The sequence below is a fragment of the Aeromicrobium piscarium genome (assembly GCF_007421815.1).
Lineage (GTDB): Bacteria > Actinomycetota > Actinomycetes > Propionibacteriales > Nocardioidaceae > Aeromicrobium > Aeromicrobium piscarium.
On record NZ_VLNT01000028.1, the window covers coordinates 1 to 19,865 of the forward strand.

Annotated in this window: 21 protein-coding genes; 7 read left to right on the forward strand and 14 right to left on the reverse strand. The window is 68.6% G+C overall.

Going from position 1 to position 19,865, the window contains the following annotated elements; all coding sequences use genetic code 11:
• Positions 1–332 precede the first annotated feature (332 nt).
• Both FNM00_RS17785 and FNM00_RS17790 read right to left on the reverse strand, forming a co-directional pair.
• Entirely contained in the window at positions 333–1,181 is an 849-nt protein-coding gene (locus FNM00_RS17785) for a rhomboid family intramembrane serine protease (RefSeq protein ID WP_143914881.1), read from the reverse strand.
• Positions 1,182–1,269: 88 nt separating this feature from the next.
• Positions 1,270–1,788, reverse strand: a complete 519-nt coding sequence (locus FNM00_RS17790; protein ID WP_143914882.1) for a peptidylprolyl isomerase — start codon at positions 1,786–1,788, stop codon at positions 1,270–1,272.
• Positions 1,789–1,862: 74 nt separating this feature from the next.
• Here FNM00_RS17790 and FNM00_RS19460 point away from each other — a divergent pair, with 74 nt between their 5' ends.
• Entirely contained in the window at positions 1,863–1,988 is a 126-nt protein-coding gene (locus FNM00_RS19460) for a hypothetical protein (protein ID WP_275888621.1), read from the forward strand.
• The gene (locus tag FNM00_RS17795; protein WP_246065231.1) at positions 1,985–2,758 is read left to right on the forward strand and encodes an enoyl-CoA hydratase/isomerase family protein; all 774 of its coding nucleotides are present in this window, start codon (positions 1,985–1,987) and stop codon (positions 2,756–2,758) included. The genes FNM00_RS19460 and FNM00_RS17795 overlap by 4 nt, the downstream gene beginning before the upstream one ends.
• A 145-nt stretch (positions 2,759–2,903) precedes the next feature.
• Here the strand turns inward: FNM00_RS17795 and FNM00_RS17800 are convergent, their stop codons facing one another.
• Genes FNM00_RS17800 through ccrA form a run of 7 tightly spaced genes read right to left on the reverse strand, consistent with a single transcriptional unit; the run spans position 2,904 to position 11,489 of the window.
• Positions 2,904–4,496, reverse strand: coding sequence for a thiamine pyrophosphate-binding protein (locus FNM00_RS17800; RefSeq protein ID WP_143914884.1), 1,593 nt, complete (start codon positions 4,494–4,496; stop codon positions 2,904–2,906).
• 1 nt (position 4,497) lies between these two features.
• Complete coding sequence (locus FNM00_RS17805; protein ID WP_143914885.1) at positions 4,498–5,577, reverse strand: ABC transporter substrate-binding protein; 1,080 nt, start codon at positions 5,575–5,577, stop codon at positions 4,498–4,500.
• 25 nt (positions 5,578–5,602) lie between these two features.
• Positions 5,603–6,448 carry an ABC transporter permease gene (locus FNM00_RS17810; RefSeq protein WP_143914886.1) on the reverse strand — a complete coding sequence of 282 codons (846 nt, stop codon included), beginning with the start codon at positions 6,446–6,448 and terminating at the stop codon, positions 5,603–5,605.
• Positions 6,448–7,260, reverse strand: coding sequence for an ABC transporter ATP-binding protein (locus tag FNM00_RS17815; protein ID WP_143914887.1), 813 nt, complete (start codon positions 7,258–7,260; stop codon positions 6,448–6,450). The genes FNM00_RS17810 and FNM00_RS17815 overlap by 1 nt, the downstream gene beginning before the upstream one ends.
• Before the next feature lie 2 nt (positions 7,261–7,262).
• Entirely contained in the window at positions 7,263–9,368 is a 2,106-nt protein-coding gene (locus FNM00_RS17820; protein ID WP_185973233.1) for an acetate--CoA ligase family protein, read from the reverse strand.
• On the reverse strand, positions 9,368–10,180 hold the full coding sequence (locus FNM00_RS17825) for an enoyl-CoA hydratase/isomerase family protein (RefSeq protein WP_185973234.1): 813 nt from the start codon (positions 10,178–10,180) through the stop codon (positions 9,368–9,370). Before FNM00_RS17825 ends, FNM00_RS17820 begins: the two co-directional genes overlap by 1 nt.
• A 34-nt stretch (positions 10,181–10,214) precedes the next feature.
• A complete protein-coding gene (gene ccrA / locus FNM00_RS17830; protein WP_221933810.1) occupies positions 10,215–11,489 on the reverse strand; it encodes a crotonyl-CoA carboxylase/reductase in 1,275 nt (424 codons plus the stop codon).
• 179 nt (positions 11,490–11,668) lie between these two features.
• On the opposite strand from ccrA, the gene FNM00_RS17835 reads away from it, so the two are divergent.
• Positions 11,669–12,472 carry an IclR family transcriptional regulator gene (locus FNM00_RS17835; RefSeq protein ID WP_143914890.1) on the forward strand — a complete coding sequence of 268 codons (804 nt, stop codon included), beginning with the start codon at positions 11,669–11,671 and terminating at the stop codon, positions 12,470–12,472.
• Between the two features lie 6 nt (positions 12,473–12,478).
• Here FNM00_RS17835 and FNM00_RS17840 read toward each other — a convergent pair whose 3' ends face one another.
• The 5 genes from FNM00_RS17840 to FNM00_RS17860 all read right to left on the reverse strand — a co-directional run bounded on the left by FNM00_RS17840 (position 12,479) and on the right by FNM00_RS17860 (position 16,850).
• Positions 12,479–12,838 carry a DUF3817 domain-containing protein gene (locus FNM00_RS17840; RefSeq protein ID WP_143914891.1) on the reverse strand — a complete coding sequence of 120 codons (360 nt, stop codon included), beginning with the start codon at positions 12,836–12,838 and terminating at the stop codon, positions 12,479–12,481.
• On the reverse strand, positions 12,835–13,611 hold the full coding sequence (locus FNM00_RS17845; RefSeq protein WP_143914892.1) for an SURF1 family protein: 777 nt from the start codon (positions 13,609–13,611) through the stop codon (positions 12,835–12,837). The genes FNM00_RS17840 and FNM00_RS17845 overlap by 4 nt, the downstream gene beginning before the upstream one ends.
• 2 nt (positions 13,612–13,613) lie before the next feature.
• The gene (gene glyA, locus FNM00_RS17850) at positions 13,614–14,891 is read right to left on the reverse strand and encodes a serine hydroxymethyltransferase (protein ID WP_143914893.1); all 1,278 of its coding nucleotides are present in this window, start codon (positions 14,889–14,891) and stop codon (positions 13,614–13,616) included.
• Between the two features lie 48 nt (positions 14,892–14,939).
• Entirely contained in the window at positions 14,940–15,569 is a 630-nt protein-coding gene (locus FNM00_RS17855; protein ID WP_143914894.1) for a response regulator transcription factor, read from the reverse strand.
• Positions 15,570–15,722: 153 nt separating this feature from the next.
• Positions 15,723–16,850 carry a GAF domain-containing sensor histidine kinase gene (locus FNM00_RS17860; protein ID WP_221933811.1) on the reverse strand — a complete coding sequence of 376 codons (1,128 nt, stop codon included), beginning with the start codon at positions 16,848–16,850 and terminating at the stop codon, positions 15,723–15,725.
• A gap of 195 nt (positions 16,851–17,045) precedes the next feature.
• On the opposite strand from FNM00_RS17860, the gene FNM00_RS17865 reads away from it, so the two are divergent.
• The 4 genes from FNM00_RS17865 (at position 17,046) to FNM00_RS17880 (ending at position 19,825) form a co-directional block, all read left to right on the forward strand.
• Positions 17,046–17,492, forward strand: a complete 447-nt coding sequence (locus FNM00_RS17865; RefSeq protein WP_143914895.1) for a universal stress protein — start codon at positions 17,046–17,048, stop codon at positions 17,490–17,492.
• A 29-nt stretch (positions 17,493–17,521) separates the two neighbouring features.
• Complete coding sequence (locus FNM00_RS17870) at positions 17,522–18,061, forward strand: DoxX family membrane protein (protein WP_143914896.1); 540 nt, start codon at positions 17,522–17,524, stop codon at positions 18,059–18,061.
• A gap of 203 nt (positions 18,062–18,264) precedes the next feature.
• Positions 18,265–19,170 carry an oxygenase MpaB family protein gene (locus FNM00_RS17875; RefSeq protein WP_143914897.1) on the forward strand — a complete coding sequence of 302 codons (906 nt, stop codon included), beginning with the start codon at positions 18,265–18,267 and terminating at the stop codon, positions 19,168–19,170.
• 61 nt (positions 19,171–19,231) lie between these two features.
• Complete coding sequence (locus tag FNM00_RS17880; protein WP_143914898.1) at positions 19,232–19,825, forward strand: YtxH domain-containing protein; 594 nt, start codon at positions 19,232–19,234, stop codon at positions 19,823–19,825.
• Positions 19,826–19,865: the final 40 nt, after the last annotated feature.

The following is a 19,865-nucleotide window of genomic DNA, read 5'->3' on the forward strand; positions in this document are numbered from 1 at the left end:
CTTCGGCACTCCCTCGCCGGCAAGCCGACGGATCAACGCCCAGTCCTCCATAGTGATCACTCTCCGATCGTCGTGAGTGTTCACTTTTCAAGCGTCACAACTGTCCAGTTTTCGAGCGTCGTCGACAGCGTTCGTCATTCCCGTCGCCCATGTTGTCCACGGCTGGGGGTAACCGTGTGAATAACACCCGTGTAACTCTCCACACATGTGCACACACCTGTGGATAACTACACGGGTGTCATTCGATCGCGAATGAGAGCACTCGGCCAACCGGGGGCCGAGGTCAACTCGGCGAGGGTGGTTGACGCTCACCGCCCAGCGGGCGGGTGAGGTCAGAGACCGAAGAAGGTACTGGTGAGCTCGAGCGAACGCAGGGTCGTGGCGCCGGTGATCAGTATCCACAGGGCGACGAAGACCAGTGCCTGCCAGAGCGTCCGCCGCTCGCGAGGGGCGTAGGCGAAGACCAGCCCCAGCAGCACTCCGGTGACGAAACCGCCGAGGTGCCCCTGCCAGCTGATGCCCGGCTGCAGGCTGATGAACGCGTTGATGCCCAGCAGCACCAGCATGCCCGTGACATTCTGTCGCTGCCGGATGAGGAAGACCAGCGCGAGCCCGAACATCCCGAACACGGCCCCCGAGGCACCCACGGTCGCCCCACCGGGCGCGGACAGCCAGAAGACGAAGACCGAGGACGCGACCGCGAGGGTCAGATAGGTCAGCACAAACCGCACGCGCCCCAGGATCTGCTCGATGAACGGACCGAACAGGTACAGCGCGAACATATTGAAGCCCAGATGCAGCCACGTCGAATGCAGGAAGGCCGCCGTCAGCAGACGCCAGTACTCGTCGAAGAAGGCGACCCGCACCCCTGACATCGCGCCCTGCTGGCTCAGCGGGCTGGACCATCCACCCGTCAGGAACACGATGAGGTGGATCGCGACATTGATGCCGATGATCGTGAGCGTCGCCGCGCTGGTGTTCAGTGAGATGGCGCCGCCTGCCACCGTACGCGGCTGACGGACCGAGGCACGCCCCTCGGCCACGCACTCGGGGCACTGGAAGCCGACCGATGCCTCGCGCATGTCCTCCGGGCAGATGTACCGGTCACATCGCTGACACCGGATATAGGCCTCGCGATCGGGGTGCCGGTAGCAGCGATGGTTCTCGGCGGGTTGCGTCACATCGCCACCCCGGCGAGACGCTCCGCCACCGAACAGCGAGAACGAGCGGGCGGCATCATGCCGCCCGCTCCGCCCTCGCTGTACTCGGTCACGACCGGTCGATGGTCACCGACTCGATCACGACGGGCTCGGTCGGCCGGTCGAAGCGATCGGTCGGGGTGGTCGCGATGGCATCGACCACGGCCCGGCTCTCATCGCCGGAGACCTCGCCGAAGATCGTGTGCCGTCGGTTCAGGTGGGGCTGGGCGCCGACGGTGATGAAGAACTGCGATCCATTGGTGCCCGGGCCGGCATTGGCCATCGCGAGCAGGTAGGGACGGTCGAACTGCAAGTCCGGGTGGAACTCGTCCGCGAACTCGTAGCCGGGGCCGCCCGTGCCCTTGCCGAGCGGGTCACCGCCCTGGATCATGAAGCCGTCGATGACACGGTGGAAGATCACATCGGCGTACAGCGGCCGTGTGGTGACCTGCTGCGTCTCGGGGTCCAGCCACTCCTTGCCGCCCTCGGCGAGGCCGACGAAGTTCTGCACCGTGACCGGGGCCTGGTGCTCGAAGAGGTCCACGACGATGTCGCCGCGATTGGTGTGCAGGGTCGCGCTGAGGGGCACTGCTGGTCCTTCTTTCGGGGGGCTTTCTCCTATCCTCCCACGAGCCGGCAACCAGGACCGTTACGGTGGTGGGCATGTCTGTTCGTCGTCTCGTCGTCCTCGGCGCACTCGCCGCTGCCGCTGTCGTCGTCTACCGCAAGATCACGGCCGACAAGGGCGGCTCCTTCGACCCGTCCTCGGCCGCGGCCGGCCTGCGGTGAGCGTCGATCTCACCCGCGACAGCGGGATCGCCACCCTCACCTTCTCCGACCCGCCGGTCAACCTCTATTCGCTGCGATTGCACGAGGAATTCGATGTCGCGCTGGAGCAGGTCGAGGCCGATCTGCCGCGTGTTCTGGTCATCCGCGCCGAGGGCAGGATCGTCTCGGGCGGTGTCGATGTCTCCGAGTTCAACTCCCGTGGCAGCCGTGAGACCACCAAGGAGCTCTACGATCGGATGCTCGAGCTCCCCGACCGTGTCGAGGCGCTGCCGATCCCCACGATCTTCGCGGCACACTCCCTGACGCTCACCTGGGCCTTCGAGGTGGCGTTGGCCTGCGATCTGCTCCTCGCGAGCGAGAAGGCTCGCTTCGGTCTGGTCGAGCGGGTGATCGGCCTGACCCCCACGATGGGCGGCACGCAGCGGCTCGCGGCCCGCGCGGGAGTCGCCCGCGCCAAGGAGTTCGTCTTCACCGGCGCGCAGTACGACGCGGCCACGCTCGAACGCTGGAATGTCGTCAACCGGGTCTACGGGGTCGATTCCTTCGAGGACGACGTCCGATCCTTCGCCGAGGGTCTCGCCGACGGCCCCACGAAGGCCTTCGGCGCCGCCAAGGACATCCTGCGCCAGTACGAGGCCGGGGGAGTGCCGGCCGCGAACGCCGCCACGACGTCGGTCGCGTCCGCCCTCTTCGACACCGAAGACCTGCACCACGGCATGGAGTCCTTCCTCGTCGACGGGCCCGGCAACGCCACCTTCCACGGTCGCTGACCCGCAGCTCCACCTCGTGAGCGGTGAGATAGGCACCTCTCCCGACCGTGAGCGGTGAGATAGGCACCTCTCGACACGGTTCAGAGGTGCGTAACCCACCGCCCACGGGGTTGAGAGGTGCGTAACCCACCGCCCACGGGTGGGGTTACTCGGCGACCATCGCCTCCGGGTCCACCACGAGGTCGATCAGCACGGGACCCGCGGGCACTGCAGGCAGATGCTCCAGCACATCGCGCAGCTGATCGAGATCGGTGATCGTGTGCGCCTCGGCCCCGTAGCCGCGCGCGACATCGGCGAAGCTCGGCCACGAGGTCCGGGCGTAGTCGGTATCGAGGCCCGCCTGCCGCAGCGCGTGATGCTCCATGCCGTACGACCCGTCGTCGACGATCACGATGAGCAGCGGAAGCCGCTCGCGCACGGCGGTGGTGAGCTCACCCAGCCCCATCATCCCGCCGCCGTCGCCGGCGACCACCACCGTGAGCCGATCCGGATGCGCCGCCGACGCCCCGATACCCGTCGCGACGCCCAGTCCGATCGACGCGAAGTTGAGCGTGTGGACGAAGGACGAGGGGTGCGCGACACCGAGTCGGCGCCACGCCGTGTACACGAATCTCCCGGTATCGGTGACGACGAGCCGCTCCGCGGGAAGGAGCCGGTTCAGCAGGTCCAGCGCTGCTCCCGCGTCGACCGTCCCTCGTGCCGCTACCGGCGGTGCGGCCGCTGACGGTGCCGGCACACCCGCGTGCCAGTCCTCACGCTGGATCCCGGCTTCGGCGAGCAGCTCGACCATGGCCCGGGCCACCCCCGCCGCGTCGCCCTGGACCACGGCATCCGGCCGCACGTGCCGGCCGAAGGCGTCCTTGTCGAGGTCGACCTGGACGATGCCGCGGCCCGATGCCAGCGCCCCTTCCGCCATCGTGAAGCGATTCAGGCTCGCCCCGAAGGAGACGATGCAGTCCGAGCGCAGCAATAGGTCGAGGGTGGACGGATCGCTCAGCGTCCCGGCGATGCCCAGATCGCGCACATCCCCCGCGAAGTACTCCCGCGCGAGCAACGAGGTGGCCACCGGTGCGCCGATCCGGGCAGCGAGGTCCAGCAGCGATCCGCGTGCCTCGGACAGCACCGCCCCTCGTCCCGCCAGGACGACCGGCCGGCGCGACGAGGCGAGGGCGCCGACCGCGGCATCGAGGGCATCCTCGTCGAGGACGGTCCCGTCGATGCCGCGGTCCGGCAGAGCCGATGCCACAGACCCACGCAACTCCCGTCCGCCGACCGCGAGCGGAACGTCGAGCACCACCGGCCCCGGACCCGTGCGGACCTGATCGAGCGCCCCGGCGATCTGGTCGGCGGCACCCTCCTCGGTGACGCGCACATAGCGCGCTCCGGTGAGCTCGGTGGCCGACCGCAGATCGAAGCGCTGCAGATGCTCGCTGCCCTCGGGCGTATCGCCGGTGAGCAGCAGCACGCGGCTGTGCGCTCGCGCCGCCTCGGTCAGTGCGGTCAGGGTGTTGGTGAACCCCGGGCCGTGGGTCACGGAGGCGACACCGATCGTCCCGGTCGTCCTCGACCAACCGTCGGCCATGCTGACGGCACCGCCCTCGTGCAGCACGGGGACGAACCGTCCCCCGGCCGCCGAGAAGGTCACCACGTGGTCGAGATTGCCGTCGCCCATCAGCCCGAAGACCGTATCGGCCCCCGCCGACCGCAACGCCCGGACCAGACCCTCGTAGATCCTCATCTCACCGCGATTCCTTCGAGACCCGCTCGACCTCGGCAGCGATGTCCTCGTTGTAGGCGTCGACGAAGCTGTTGTTCACATACTCATCGGCCGGCAGCGCCTCGGGCAGCAGATCGTTGTCGGCGAGGAAGGCCGCCGTGACATCGGTGCGGTCCTTCGGCGTGTCACCGAAGCCCGACTGCGCGCTGCCCTCGGGGTCGAACTGCTCCAACGTGAACTTCAAGATGGCCAGGTCCCGTTCGCGGCCCTCACCGTCGGAGCGAGCATTGGGGAACTCGTCATAGAACATGTCGAGGGCCTCTTCAAGGTTGTCCTTGGCCCACACCTGGGCGACTGCCCCAGCCCGCCCCAGCTTCTCCAGAGCGTCGCTCTTGTTCTCGATGGCATCGCCGCTGGCGTACTGGACGAAGTCGAGCAGCTGGTCGGCCTCGGGGAAGACATCGCGGATGACCCGCAGATCCGTGCCACCGAGCTGGATGGACTGATAAGCGGCGTCCCAGAGGTACAGCCCGTCGACCTTGCCCGAGCTGAGCGCGCTCGCCGCCTGCGCGCCGACACCGACGGCGACGAATTCCACGTCATCGCTGAGCCCCGCCTCGGCCGCCATGGCCTGCGCCTCGGGAAGGCGCGAGGAGGACAGCGACGCGACGCCGATGGTGGTGCCCGCGAGATCGTCCGGGGACTCGATGGCGCTGTCGGGGAGCACCGCCAGGCCCGAGCCGTACTCCGGGATGATGTTGTAGGTGATGGCGATGTCGACATCCTTGTTGATCGCCGCCATCACCGAGGACGGATTGCCCTGACCGAGGTCGGCCTCGCCCGCCTGCACCAGCTGGATGGCGACCGCCGAACCGGCCGTGGGCTGGTAGTCCACGTCGATGCCGTAGTCCTCGAACAGCCCGAGGCCCTTGGGGATGGCGTACATGACGGCCTCTTCGCCGGGGTACGGCGCCTCGTGGCCCATGGCCACGACGATGCTCTCGTTCTCGCCCTCGCCCGATGAGCCGCCGCAGGCGGACAGGGCGAGGACGGCCGTCATCGCGACGGCGGTCGAGCAGGTGACTTTGGACAGTGCGTTCATGGATCTGACTCCTGAGGGGGACGGATTAGGCGCCGCTGGAGACGGCGTGGACCTGGGTCCAGAACACGACGCGCTTCTGGACCATGACGAGGATGAGATGCAACAGGAACCCGATGACCGAGAGCAGGATCAGCACCGCGAAGGATCCGGCGATGTCCAGCACCGAGTTGAAGATGAGGATCTGGTTGCCGAGACCGGCCCGTGAGCCCATGAACTCGCCGACCACCGCGCCCAGCAGGGAGAGCACGATCGCCGCGTCGAGCCCGGCGAAGATGTACGGGAGCGCCGACGGCAGCTTCACCCGGCGGAACGCCTCGAAGCGTCCCGCACCCATGGCCCGGATCATGTCGATCCGCTGGTGATCGGTGTTCTGCAACCCCTCGATCGTGTTGACGATGACCGGGAAGAAGGCCACCGTCACCGCGACGATCACCTTGCTGGTCATGCCGAAGCCGAACCAGATGACCAGCAGCGGCGCGAGCGCGATCTTCGGCACCGTCTGGAAGGCGACGATGTAGGGGTAGACGGCTCGGCGCACCCAGCGGATCTCGGCGACCAGCGCCCCCAGGGTGATGCCGAGCACCGCCGCGATGGCGAAGCCGAGGACCGTCTCGGTGAGGGTATAGCCGAGATTGGGCAGGAAGGTGCCGTACACGATCCCGTCATAGAGCTTGACGGCGATGAGCGACGGCGGCGGCAGGACGATCGCAGAGATATCGGCGATCCGCACGACCGCCTCCCAGCCGCCGACCACGACGACGAAGGTGCCGATGACGGCGACCCAGTCACCCGATCCCTTGGTCGATCGGCGTCGTTTGCGCGGTGCGTCCTCGCGGGTCTGGGCGGCGACGGTGGCAGTGTCGACGGACATCAGTCGATCCCTCCTTTGGCGTTGAGCAGATGGCGGATCTGCGAGGTGAGCTCGGCGAACGCGGGGGTCGCGACATCGTCGAGGGTGCGGCGGCGGGGAAGGTCCACGGTGAAGTCGCCGACGATCCGGCCAGGACGTTCGGACATCACCAGGACACGGTCGCTGAGATAGACCGCCTCCGGGATGGAGTGCGTGATGAAGAAGACGGTCTTGCGCTGCTCGGCCCAGATGGTCTGCAGATCGTCGTTGAGCTGCTCGCGGGTGAGCGCATCGAGGGCACCGAAGGGCTCGTCCATCAGGAGGATCTCCGGGTCCGGCACGAGGGCGCGCACGATGCCGACCCGTTGCTGCATGCCGCCGGACAGCTCGGACGGATAGCGCGACTCGAAGCCGTCGAGGCCCACCATGGAGAGCAGTTCACGCGCGCGCTCCCGGTACTGGTCGACATCGCGCTTCTGCACCCGGATCGGCAGGAGGACGTTGTTGAGGATGGTCAGCCACGGCAACAGCACCGGCTGCTGGAAGACCACGCCGACGTGGGGCGACGGGCCGCTCAGCGGCGTGCCGCTGAGGGTGACATCCCCCTTGCTCTGCCGGAGCAGTCCCGCGAGGATCTTGAGCAGGGTGCTCTTGCCACAGCCGGACGGACCGACGAGCGAGACGAAGGCCTGCTTCGCGACGTCCAGGTCGATCGGATCGAGGGCCTGCACGGGCTCACCACTGGCCGTGGGGTAGGCGAGGGTCGCCCCGCGGATCGAGATGAGCCGATCGTCCTCGGGCCGGTCGATCTGGGCTGGGTCGGTGGTGGTCATTCTCATAACTCCTCCTTCACGAACAGGGCGTCGACCGCGACCGCCCCGTCTCCTTCGGCACCTACGAGGACGGGATTGAGCTCCGCCGCCACGAGGTCGGGCCCGCATCGGGCGGCGAGCCGGCCGAAGCACTCGACCAGATCTACCAATGCCGAGCGGTCTTTGGCCGCCGCGCCGCGGTAGCCATCGAGCAGCGTGGCCAGCGGCGAGGAGTCGATGAGCTCCTCGATGTCCTGCCGCACCGCCGGAACCGGCACGGTGGCAGCGGGACCCATCAGCTCGGCTAATACTCCTCCGGGTGCGACCGTGAGCACCAACCCCACCTGCGGGTCGCGCACGACGCCGACGATGCACTCGACCGTGTCCGCCTGGACTTGCTCCTGGAGCAGGAACCCGTCGATGGTGAGCTCCGGGGCCCGCGTCCGCAAGGTCTCGCGCATGCGCGAGACCTCCTCGATCAGCTGTTCACAGGATCCGATCGAGGTGACGACCCCGCCGACTTCGGTCTTGTGGGAGAGACCGGCCGCCTCCAGCTTCAGCACCATGGGCGGGGTGAGCGAGTCCCACGCCTCGACGGCCTCCGCGGCGGAGGAGACCAGGATCGACGCGGGGGTGGGCACGCCCGCCTCAGCCAGCAGGTCCATGGCCTGGGCCCCGGCCGCGACAGGTCCACCGTCCCAGGACACGACATCCTCCGCTATCCCGGTGCCGAGCGGCGCCGGGCGACCACGGCGATGCCATGCGAGCCAGGCCGTGATCGCCGCGATCGATGCCCGGGCGCCCGACAGCACCGGCACGCCGCTGCGCGTGAGGGTGTCGACGACGACGTCGTCGGCCGCTCCGGTGGTCAGGCTCAAGGCGAGCACCGGAGCCCCGGGGTTCGCCGCGCACTTGGCGAGCAGATCGGCCTGCTCACGGTAGAGCGACTCCTGGCCTGCGGATCCGCGCAGGACGTTCAGCGCGAGGGCCACGACGCCGACTCCCGGGTCGGCCTTGAGGAGATCCAGGGCCTGGATAGCGATGGTGGGATCCTCGACCGAGGCGCCGGTCAGGTCGAGCGGATTGGCGACGGTCGCGAAACCCGGCAGGGCCGCGGCCAGGCTCTCACGGGAGTCGTCGCTCAACTCGGCGACCGGAAGGCCGAGGTCCTCGGACAGATCGGCCAACAGGCCCGTGCCGCCGCCGGAGATCGACGTGATCGCCGCCGCCGGGGCCGAGGGCACCAGGCCCGCGGAGAAGAGCAGCAGCGTCTCGCGGAACTCGTCGAGGTCGTCGACCTGGACGACATGACACCGCCGCAGCAGGCCGGCCAGTGCCGATCCCTGGCCGGCGATCGCACCAGTGTGGGCGAGCGCGGCCTGCTGTCCCAGGGCGGATCGGCCGACGGTGAGGGCGACCAACGGCTTGCCGGCCTCGGCGGCCTCGATCGCCGCGGAGCTGAACTCCTCGACATCGCGCAGCCCCTCGATGAACAGGCCGATGACGCCGACATTCTCGTCATGGGCCAGCGCCCGCACATAACGTCCGAGACCGACGCCCGCCTCGTTGCCGGTGGTGATGAGGTGGCTCAGGCCGAGGCCGCGGCCCACGGCCGAGTCGGTCACCGAGTGCGTCAGCGCCCCGGACTGCATGACCAGGGCGACATTCCCTCGGGTGAAGGGCTCGACGAGCTGGCCACTGTAGGCAGCGAATCCGGACGTGGCGTTGAGGATCCCGTAGCAGTTCGGGCCGCACAGCAGGAATCCGGACTCGGTGAGGATGTCGTCCAGGCGGCGCCGCTGTTCGGCGCCGCTTCCGCCCTCCCCGAAGCCGCTGGCGATGAGCGACCCCGCCCGGGTGCCGGCGGCCACGAACTCCTCCAGCACGTCGAGGGAGCGATCCGCATCGAGGGCGATGGCGACGAACTCGCAGGTCTCGGGCAACGACGCCGCGTCGGGATAGGCCGTCAGCCCGGCGATCGTGGTCTCCCGCGGATGGACGGGATAGATCCGCGCCGAGGAGCCGAAGCGCTGCAGGTTCTCGATGATCTGTAAACCACGGTTCCCGCGAGGGGAAGCGCCCACGACCGCGATCGAGACCGGGTCGAGCAGCGTGCGCAGGTCGTCCATCATCGCTCTCCGTAGGGCGTGTCCCTCGCCCGGAGGAAGGCACCCATACCGTCCTCGGCGAGGACCGCCATGATCCGTTCCTTCTCCACGACCCCCTGCGATCCGAGCAGGATCGTGTCGATATAGCGGTGGGCGTCCTGGGCCGCCTTGAAGCCCTGGATGTCGAGGGTGAGCCGCACGGCGCGCTTGGCGAGGGTGAGCGCGTACATCGGGGCATTGGCCACCCGCTCGGCGAGACGCTGCGCCTCCCGTGCGAGGTCCTCGGGCGCGACCACATAGTTGACCAGGCCGACCTCGCGGGCCCGCGCCGCGTCGAGGCGGTCTCCCGTCAGGTAGAGCTCGTTGAATCCCTTGAAGCTCATCAGCCACGGCAGCATCAGCAGCGGCGAGAGGGCGCCGTGGCGGATCTCCGGCTCAGACAGGAAGGCGGTGTCGGCGGCGATCGTCAGGTCGCCGACCATCGCCAGATTGCAGCCGCCGGCGATGGCGCCGCCGTTGAGGGCGGTGATGACCGGCTTGTCGCAGTACCAGATGCTGCGGATGACATCGGCATTGCCCTTGGTGTGGTCGTCCCACTCCTCGGTGGTCGCCGGGAGTCCGTCGGCCTCGAGGTCGATGCCCGAGCAGAAGATTCGCGAGCCGGCGGCTGTCAGGACGATGACGCGCGTCTCCTTGTCCGCGCCCGCCGCGGCGACCGCCGCGCCGAGCTCGGCGAAGGTCTGCTGCCGCAGTGCATTGTGCTTCTCGGGCCGGTTGATGGTGATCGTGGTGACGCCGTTCTCGCGAGAGACGTTCAGGTCGTCGTAGTGCATGGGTCGTGCTCCGTTCGTCAGCAGGGGAAGGGGGTCAGGCAGAGCGGCCGTCGTGTTCGTCGACGGCCCCGACGAGGCCGACGACATTGCCGAAGACCTGTTCGCCGCGGCCCATGGCCGCGTGGGCCTGCGGCAGCTCGTCGAAGCGGACGGTCCGCCCGAGGCACGGGGAGATCTCACCGGCGCGGACGAGATCGTTGTAGGCCTTCGCCTGCTCGTCATTGGTGCCGTGGCTGCCCTGCAGGCGCTTCTGGCGGGTCCAGTGGTAACGCAGATCGACCATCGCGTCGTAACCACTGGTGCCCGCGCAGATGACCACCATGCCGCCGGACTCGCAGACGAAGACGCTGGTCGGCACGGTCGCGCCGCCGGGGTGCTCGAAGACGATGGCCGGATCCTTGCGCTCACCGGCGATCTCCCAGATGCGCTTGCCGAAACGGCGCGCCTCGGAGGTCCACTCCTTCTGCCCGGCGCGGTCGTCGACGAGCGGTGGCACGCCCCAGTGGCCGTAGTCGTTCCGGTCGATATAGCCGATCGCGCCGATCTTCTCGGCGTAGCGGCCACGCTCGTCGTCCGAGACGACGGTGACCGCCTGGCCGCCGGCCTGGTTCACCAGCTGGATCGCCTGCGTGCCGAGTCCACCCGAGCCGCCCCACACCAGGACGAGGTCCCCAGGCTGGACGGTATTGCCCTGCCAGCCGTGCAGCATCCGATACGCCGTGGTGCCGACCAGGGTCGGCGCGGCGGCCTCGGCCCACGAGAGGTGGGCGGCCTTCGGCAGCACCTGGTGGGCCTGAACCCGTGCGAACTGGGCGAAGGAGCCGTAGTTCGTGTTGTAGCCCCAGATCTGGGCGCTGGGGGCGATCATCGGGTCCTTGCCCGACGCGATCCACGGGTCCTGCTGGTCCCAGTAACCCGGGTGCACGATGACCTCGTCGCCGATCTCGATGCCCTCGACCTCGGAGCCCGTGGCATAGACGATGCCGGAGGCATCCGAGCCGCCGATGTGGAAGTCCTCGGGCTCCCCGGCACGCTGCCGGGCCCCGATCACGTCGACCGGATAGCCGCGAGCGGCCCAGACGTTGTTGTAGTTGACGCCGGCGGCCTTGACGCCGATCAGCACCTCGTGGGGGCCGAGGGCCGGCACAGGGACCTCGGTCTCGACCTGGAAGGCCTGCTCGGGATCGCCGAAGCGTTCCGCCCGGACCACGAGCGCGGTCATGGTGCTGGGAACCTCTCCGGGTTCGGGCAGCTCACCGAGCGGCACTGAGCCGGTGAAGGTCGATACAGGGCTTCGGACGTCGTCCACGGGTTCTCCTCCATTGCCGCACCAGCCTGTGGCGCGTGTCACATCGTTGATCTGGCAATATCAAAGCACGAGTATCACTGGAAGGAAATGTCATCCGCGTTAATTCTTTACAACAGAACAAATGAGGTTTGACGTGAAACGTTCTGTTAACAACAACATCATCGGTGTAATGTTCTGCTATGCGATACGTTGAGGGGGACGATGCGGCACGGCCGCCCTATCTCGTCGAGTCGGCCGAGAACGCCCTGCGCATCCTGTTATGGCTCCGCAACTCGCCACGGCTGCGCGTCACGGAGGTCAGCGATCGACTCGGAGTGGCGCGGTCCACAGCTCACCGGCTCTTGTCGACCCTGACCTATCTGGGATTCCTGCGGCACGACCCGATCAAGCGGGTCTACCTCCCCGGCGAGGTCCTCGTCGAGATCGCACTCGCGTCGACCGATCACCAGGAACTGAGGCGCGCCAGCATGCCGCACATCGAGAGGCTCGCGAACGCCCAAGGCTGGACGGTCCACCTGTCGGTCCTGGAGGGCACGGACATCCGCTTCATCGACGGGTGCGAAAGTCCCCGGCCGGTGCGGGTCAGCGTCCGGATCGGGTCACGGTCGCCGGCGCACAGCACCAGCAGCGGCAAGGTGCTGCTCGCGGCACTGCCGCCCCATCATCTCGCGACGCTGTACCCGGAGGACCCGCCCAAGGTCACCGAGCACACGATCGCCGACCTCGGTGAGCTCGAGCAGCAGCTCGAGGAGGTGCGCCGTCTCGGATACGCGACCAATCTGGGCGAGAACGAGGTCGGACTGCACGCCGCCTCGGTGCCCATCCACCACGACGGCCGGATCGTCGCGGCGATCGCCGCCGCCCATCCGACGATGGTCGAGGCACCCAGCGACTTCTCCGAGATCGTCGATCAGCTCCGTGCCACCGCCGCGACGATCGAGGGCCAGCTCGAACGGCAGGCCGATGACGGCGCCCGGCGGTGAGGGCGGTTAGGAGGAGGGAGAGCGGTCGCGCTGCACCCGATGCGTGGTGCGGCGCTCCGACCAGAACGAGACCAGCGGGATGCAGGCGAGCAACAGCACACTGACCATGTAGAGCCAGCTCCACCTCTGCCGCAGGGTCAGCCTGGCCACCAGCACCACGAGCACGATGAACAGCAGTCCGTGCAGCTGGTCGATGACCAGGAAGACGCCGGCATTGTCGTGGAAGAAGCCGTGGTCGGTGGCGAGCTTGCCGAGGAAGCCCGCCATCACGAGGATGAGGTTGATGCCGACGATCGTCGCCATCACCTGATAGGCCCGGAGGAGCCCGTCCTTCTGCGACACGGTCGTCTGCGGCTCGGAAGTCACGTCGTCAGCGTATCGCCGCGGTCCAATGCGGAGCGCGCGGTCTCGACGGACTCGCGGCCCATCCGCCACCACATGAAGACGACGAAGCCGCCGAACACCCACCACTGCAATCCGTAGCCGAGATTGCGGCCGCCGGCCGTCCAGGAGACCTCCGGCTCGGGGATGGCCGGTGCGGCGAACCCGGCCGGGACGATCGCCTCGTCCTCGCCGAGGGCGTAGCCGGACCACAGGTCGTAGGGCAACTCGTTGATGAGGGTCTGCACCCGTACCGAACCGATCGTGCGCGTCTCGGGGTCGAAACGGCCCGCCGGGGTGTCACTCGGCTGGAGGACGCCGTCGAAGGTCACCATTCCCTGGGGGACATCGGGGAAGGAATCCGGCTCCTCGGCCGTCCACCCGCGCACGACGAGCAGGGCCGAGCCGTCGACCATGACCGGCGCGACGAGCCAGCTGCCCTCGCCCTCACCGGCCTGCTCCTGGTCCGTCACCCAGATCTGCTCCTCCGCCGGACGGAACTGGCCCGTGACGGTCACCGGACGGCGCTGCTGCACCGAGGTGAAGACGTCGTCGGGGCCCCAGACCTCGTCGAGGGGAGCGGTCGGTACCTCCTGGACATCGGCGCGCTGCTCGGACTGCCGAGCGTCGTACACGCCCAGCTGCCAGGATCCGGCGACCACGCAGACCGCGATCGCGAGGATCGCGAAGGCGTGCAGCCCGATCATCGACGGCCGGAACCACAGCCGCCAGGTCGAGAGAGGGCGCTCGCCGGTCAAGGTCAGGCCGTGAAGGGCTTGACGCCGGGGTACAGCGGGAAGCGATCGGCCAGGGCGGCGGTCCGCTTGCGCAGCCCGTCGATGTCGACCTCACCGGGCTGGAGCGCCTCGGCGATGATGTCGGCGACCTCACGGAACTCGTCGGTGCCGAAACCGCGGGTCGCCAACGCCGGCGTGCCGACGCGGAGACCCGAGGTGACCATCGGGGGCCGCGGGTCATTGGGCACCGCGTTGCGGTTGACCGTGATGCCGACGGCGTCGAGGCGGTCCTCGGCCTGCTGTCCGTCGAGCTCGGAGTCACGGAGGTCGACGAGCACGAGGTGGACATCGGTGCCCCCGCTCAGCACCTGGATGCCGGCGGCCTTGGCGTCATCGGCCAGCAGCCGCTCGGCCAGGATGCGCGCGCCGTCGAGCGTGCGCTGCTGGCGGTCGGCGAACTCGGGCTCGAGCGCCATCTTGAAGGCGACGGCCTTGGCGGCGATCACGTGCTCGAGCGGACCGCCCTGCTGCCCGGGGAAGACCGCCGAGCGCATCTTCTTGGCGACCTCCTCGTCATTGGTGAGGATCGCCCCGCCACGCGGACCACCGAGGGTCTTGTGCGTGGTGGTGGTGACCAGGTGCGCGTGGGGGAGCGGGCTGGGGTGCAGACCGGCTGCCACGAGACCGGCGAAGTGCGCCATGTCGACCCACAGCTTGGCACCGACCTCGTCGGCGATCGCGCGGAAGGCGCCGAAGTCGAGCTGGCGCGGGTAAGCGGACCAGCCCGCGATGATGACCTTGGGCCGGTGCTCGATCGCGAGAGCGCGGACCTCGTCCATGTCGACCAGGCCCGTCTCGGGCACCACGTGGTACGGGACGACGTGGTAGAGGCGCCCGGAGAAGTTGAGCTTCATGCCGTGCGTGAGGTGGCCGCCGTTGGCGAGGTCGAGACCGAGGATGGTGTCGCCGGCGCTCGCGAGGGCATGGAGCGCGGCCGCATTGGCACTCGCCCCCGAGTGCGGCTGCACATTGGCGTACTGGGCGTCGAAGAGCACCTTGAGCCGGTCGATCGCGATCTGCTCGACCTGATCGACGAACTCGCAACCGCCGTAGTACCGCTTGCCGGGGTAACCCTCGGCGTACTTGTTGGTGAGCACGCTGCCCTGCGCCTCGAGGGCGGCGACGGGCGCGAAGTTCTCCGAGGCGATCATCTCCAGGGTGCTCTGCTGGCGGTTCAGCTCGGCATCGAGGAGCGAGGCGATCTCGGGATCGAAGTCGACGAGGTGCGCGTCATGGCTCATATCCTTAGAGTATCCGCCCCTGACGACAAGCTCGTCCCGGCATCGGGCTTAGATGCCGTGCTGTTGCGCGAAGACCACGACCTGGGCGCGGCGTTCGAGTCCCAGCTTGGCGAGGATCGTCGACACGTAGTTCTTGACCGTCTTCTCCGACAACACCATCGCCTCGGCGATCTCCCGATTGGACGAGCCCTCGCGCAGGTGGACAAAGACGCGGCGTTCCTGATCGCTCAGCTCAGACAGCGGATCCTGCGGCTGCGCACGGAGCCGCTCGAGCACGGCATGCGTGACGGCCGGGTCCAGTAGCGACTGTCCGGCCGCGACCCGCCGCACCGCGTCGATGAGATCGGTTCCGCGTACCTGCTTGAGCAGGAACCCGGCGGCACCTGCGCTGATCGCCTCGAAGAGCGCGTCGTCGTCCTCATAGGAGGTGAGGATCAGCACGGCCACGTCGGGCTGTCGGCGACGAATCTCGCGGCAGACCTCGATGCCCGATCCGTCGGGGAGGCGCGCGTCGAGCACCGCGACATCGGGCGCCACCGCCGGGACACGCGCGAGGGCGTCCGCGGCGGTACCGGCCTCGCCGACCACCGTCAGGTCCGGCTCGTCCTCCAAGAGATCGCGAATACCGCGACGCACCACCTCGTGGTCGTCCAACAGGAAGATCCGCGTCCTCTCCACGCCTCCAATCTAGGCCATCGCCGGGTCGCGGGCGGTGACTTACGCACCTCATTAGACCCGGTGGGCGGTGGGTTACGCACGTCTCAACGCGGTCGAGGGGTGCGTAACCCACCGCCCAGCAACGCGAGGGGTGCGTAAGTCACCGCCCAGCGATCAGGAGAGGCGAGAGACGGGTACGCGCCAGGTCAGCTGGGTGCCGCCGCGGGCCAGCGGGATCACCGCCACCGATCCGCCGCGGGCCTGCGCGCGCTCGCGCAGATTCCGCAGTCCGCTGTCGCGGCGCGGGCGCGCGGAGATGCCACGGCCGTCATCGACCACGCACACGCTCAGCTCGTCCACGCCGACCCGGATCTCGACGGTGGCGTGGTCCGCATGAGCGTGCCGAGCGACATTGGTCAGGCCCTCCCGGACGACCGCGAGCACATGCTGGCCCAATGCCGGGTCCAGGGCCTCGAGATCTCCCTCGATCTCGACCGTTGGCGGGTGTTCGAGGGCCTCGGCGGCCGTCTCGACCACGCGGTGGATCGCGCTGACCAGCTCCGTGCGGTCCCCGAGCTCGAAGATGGTGCGACGGATCTCGCGGATCGTGCCGTCGATCTCCTCGATCGCCTCGGCGACCCTCTCGCTCGCGGCCGGATCGTCGATCCGTCGCGAGGAGCGATCCAGGGACAGGCCGGTGGCGAACAACCGCTGGATCACGACATCGTGCAGGTCGCGGGCGATGCGATCGCGATCGGCATAGACCGCGAGCTGCGCGTGCTCCTCACGCGCGTCCAACAGCGCGGCGTAGAGCTGGGCATTGGCGATCGCCACACCCGCCGCGGCCGCGAGGGCGATCACCAGGCGCTCGTCGGCGACCTCGAAGCCACCGTCTTTGCCGGTGAGGTAGAGATTGCCGTAGACCGACTCGCCCACGTGCACCGGAACGCCGAGGAAGCTCGTCATCGGCGGATGATGCGGCGGGAACCCCACCGACGACGGATGCTCGCGCAGATCGTCCAGCCGGAGCGGATGCGGGTGATCGATGAGATGACCCAGCAGACCGCGGCCCTCGGGCAGATCACCGATCCGCGCCCGGGTGTCGTCATCGATCCCGTACGTCGTGAAACGCGCCAGCCGATGTTCGCTGGCAGCCGGATCGATGACGCCAAGCGCGCCGTATCGAGCGCCCGTGACCTCGCAGGCTCGTTGGACGATCGACTCGATCAGCTCGTCGAGCTCTCGGCCGGCCGCCAGATCGGTCACCGCCGCGAGCACATGTTCCCACCGCCGCTCGTCCACGGTCTCAGCCTAGAGGCCTGTCACTGCTGTCACGTGGCTCTGGCGGCGCCCCGGCACGCACCTGGGGGTACGACGGCGGACCGCTAGAGGTCCCGATCGGACCGGGACTTTCGTCCCGAGCAGACACATCGCTCGGCCCTGTCGGCACGCCTCGCCGACGAGGAGAGTGGAGGTGTCAGAAGGAAAGGACACATCATGAGCACCACGATCGTCGTCGGAGTCGACGGAAGCCGAGCCGGTGCCGCGGCCCTGCGATGGGCCGCCCACGAAGCCGATCTACGTGGCGCCGAGCTCCACATGGTCCACAGCTGGCAGATCGACGCCGCCGAAGCGATGGGCGGCTACGCGATCCCGTGGCTGGCGATGGAGAACGACGCCCGCGCCAATGCCCAGCAGTGGGTCGAGGACGTCATCGGACCGCTCGACCAGGCGGATAGTCCTCGCAAGCTGTCCGTCGTGAGCGGAATGCCGGGTCCCGTGCTCGTCGAGACATCGCGCGACGCGGCACTGCTCGTCGTCGGCACTCAGGTGCACAAGGGCCTGAGCCGGGTCTTCCAAGGCTCGGTGAGCCACTACTGCCTCACCCACTCCACCACCATCGTCGTCGCCGTCCCGGCCCCCGCCGAGGACGTCGGCAGCTAGATCACCTGCGGAAAGGAAAGGCGATCATCATGAGCACCACCTACCAGCACGATGTCCCGTCCCACACGGACACCACCACGGCCATGCGGCCTGTACACGTCCTCCTCGGACTGACTCGACTGAGCATGGGGTGGATGTTCCTCTGGGCCTTCCTCGACAAGACCTTCGGCCTCGGCTTCTCCACCGACCGAGCGGACTCCTGGGTCAACGGGGGCAGCCCGACCGCAGGATTCCTGGGTCACGCCACGACCGGACCGCTCGCGGACTTCTATCAGGGCCTCGGCGGCCAGGCCTGGGTCGACTGGCTGTTCATGATCGGCCTCCTGGGTATCGGGCTGGCGCTCATGCTCGGGATCGGCGTCAACATCGCGGCCGTCTCCGGGGCTGTGATGCTGGTCCTGATGTGGTCGGCGATGCTGTGGCCGGCAACCAACCCGTTCATGGACGAGCACCTCGTCCAGGCGCTGCTGCTGGGAATCCTCGCCCTCACCGCCTCGGGTCGCTATCTCGGACTCGGCCGGATGTGGGAGAACCTCCCGGTCGTCAAGAAGAACCGCTGGCTCGTCTGACGGTCACCGTGAAGGCCCCGGCTCCGGCCGGGGCCTTTCCCCTGCCGCGAGCACCCCTCCTCTCCGTTCACGTCACATCGGCGAAGGCGGACAGATGATGATGCGTAAGGGCTGCTATGACGACCGCGGCGCATCATCATCGGTCCCCGGGCACCCCGGAACGGACGCTGACTCACCGACCGGAGTCCGCCTATGCTCGACCCATGGATCCGGTCCAGGCCGCGCGGACCCGCCTCGGCGGGGTGATCTTCTCGCGCGTAGCCGGACCGGAAGGCGCCGGGCGACGCGAACGCATCCACGGTGCCGAAGGGCCGCGCCGGTTCGGGCCGGACGATCCCATCTGGCGCGTGCACGCCGATGCCGCCATGTTCGTCGGTGGCATCCGTGCCCTCCTGCTGCAGTCCCTGCACCCGCTCGCGATGGCCGCGGTCGACCAGCACTCGGGATTCCGCGGCGATCCCTGGGGGCGACTGCAACGCACGAGCACCTTCCTCGCCGAGACGACCTTCGGCACGATCCAGGACGCCGATCGTGCCGTGGCCGTGGTGCGCGCGGTCCACAAGCACGTCCGCGGCACGGCGCCGGACGGACGTCCCTATGCCGCGAGCGACCCGGAGCTGCTGCGCTGGGTGCACGTCGCCGAGGTCGATTCCTTCCTGCGCGCCCACGATCGGTACGGCTCCGGCCGTCTCACCACGAAGGAGCGCGACCTGTACGTCGAGCAGGCGGCCGTGACCGGGGAAGCGCTCGGCGCGACCGACGTGCCGCGATCGGTGCGGGAGCTCGACGAGACGCTCGCCGCCTATCGCCCGGACCTCGCCTCGACGCCGGCCGCCCGCGCCGCCACGCGCTTCCTCCTGGTCCATCCACCCGTTCCACTGACCCTGCGCGGCCCCTACGGCGCGCTGGCCGCGGCGGCCGTCGGGCTGCTCCCTCGCTGGGCGCGTTGGCCGCTGCGGGTGCCCTGGTTGCCCGTCGCCGAGAGCACCGTCGTGCGGGCGACGGGTATCGTCGTCACCTCGACCATCCGCTGGGCGATGACCCCGCCCGAGTCCGTCACGGACCCGGGGTCCGGGCCGCGGTTCGAGGCCGAGCGAGCCTCGACGTGAGGAATCGTCCGGAGCGCGACACAATGGTGGTCTTCCCGTATCCCATAAGGAGTGAACGACCGTGAAGAAGCTGACCTTGCTGGCGGCTGCCGCCGTCGGCTACGTGCTCGGCACGAAGGCCGGGCGGGAGCGCTACGAGCAGATCAAGGCGCAGGCCGACAAGCTGTGGAACTCCGAGCCCGTGCAGAGCACGGTCGACACCGTGCAGCACAAGGCGGCCGATGTCGCCGCCGAGGCGGGCCACAAGGCGGCCGATGTCGCGAGCGATGTCACGGACAAGGTGTCGGAGCGGGCGAACGAGGCCGCCAGCGCGATGACCGCGAAGGTGAAGAGCGCCGCCGACTTCGCCGCCGAGGAGACCGCCGACGACGACGCGGCCAAGGCGAACGAGGCCTGGAACCGTTCCGACGACCTCGCTGAGGAGTCCCAGCGACTGACCGACCGCGCGGATGCGAACGAGGCCTTCGGCGATCAGGCCGACGACGAGGCTCGCCAGCAGTCCAATGAGGCCCAGGCTCTCGCCGACGACCTGGCAGCCGCCGCCCAGGCCCTCGACGATCGGGCCGATGCCACCGCCGCGTACACCAAGGACGCGATCGACGAGCAGCTCGAGGAGACGATCTCCGACGAGCCGCGTCCCGGTTCCACGTCCTGACCTGAGAGTCCCCCGACGCCGCCGTCTCCTCTGGGGACGG

What these genes read in the sequence shown, in the direction of transcription:
- FNM00_RS17800 (WP_143914884.1), bottom strand. Translation starts at nt 4,496, where the DNA reads ATGAGGATCTACGAGGGTCTGGTCCGGGCGTTGCGGTCGGCGGGGGCC.
- FNM00_RS17820 (WP_185973233.1), bottom strand. Translation starts at nt 9,368, where the DNA reads ATGGACGACCTGCGCACGCTGCTCGACCCGGTCTCGATCGCGGTCGTG.
- FNM00_RS17875 (WP_143914897.1), top strand. Translation starts at nt 18,265, where the DNA reads ATGGATCCGGTCCAGGCCGCGCGGACCCGCCTCGGCGGGGTGATCTTC.
- FNM00_RS17865 (WP_143914895.1), top strand. Translation starts at nt 17,046, where the DNA reads ATGAGCACCACGATCGTCGTCGGAGTCGACGGAAGCCGAGCCGGTGCC.
- FNM00_RS17835 (WP_143914890.1), top strand. Translation starts at nt 11,669, where the DNA reads ATGCGATACGTTGAGGGGGACGATGCGGCACGGCCGCCCTATCTCGTC.
- glyA (WP_143914893.1), bottom strand. Translation starts at nt 14,891, where the DNA reads ATGAGCCATGACGCGCACCTCGTCGACTTCGATCCCGAGATCGCCTCG.
- FNM00_RS17810 (WP_143914886.1), bottom strand. Translation starts at nt 6,448, where the DNA reads ATGTCCGTCGACACTGCCACCGTCGCCGCCCAGACCCGCGAGGACGCA.
- FNM00_RS17815 (WP_143914887.1), bottom strand. Translation starts at nt 7,260, where the DNA reads ATGACCACCACCGACCCAGCCCAGATCGACCGGCCCGAGGACGATCGG.
- FNM00_RS17805 (WP_143914885.1), bottom strand. Translation starts at nt 5,577, where the DNA reads ATGAACGCACTGTCCAAAGTCACCTGCTCGACCGCCGTCGCGATGACG.
- FNM00_RS17825 (WP_185973234.1), bottom strand. Translation starts at nt 10,180, where the DNA reads ATGCACTACGACGACCTGAACGTCTCTCGCGAGAACGGCGTCACCACG.
- FNM00_RS19460 (WP_275888621.1), top strand. Translation starts at nt 1,863, where the DNA reads ATGTCTGTTCGTCGTCTCGTCGTCCTCGGCGCACTCGCCGCTGCCGCT.
- FNM00_RS17870 (WP_143914896.1), top strand. Translation starts at nt 17,522, where the DNA reads ATGAGCACCACCTACCAGCACGATGTCCCGTCCCACACGGACACCACC.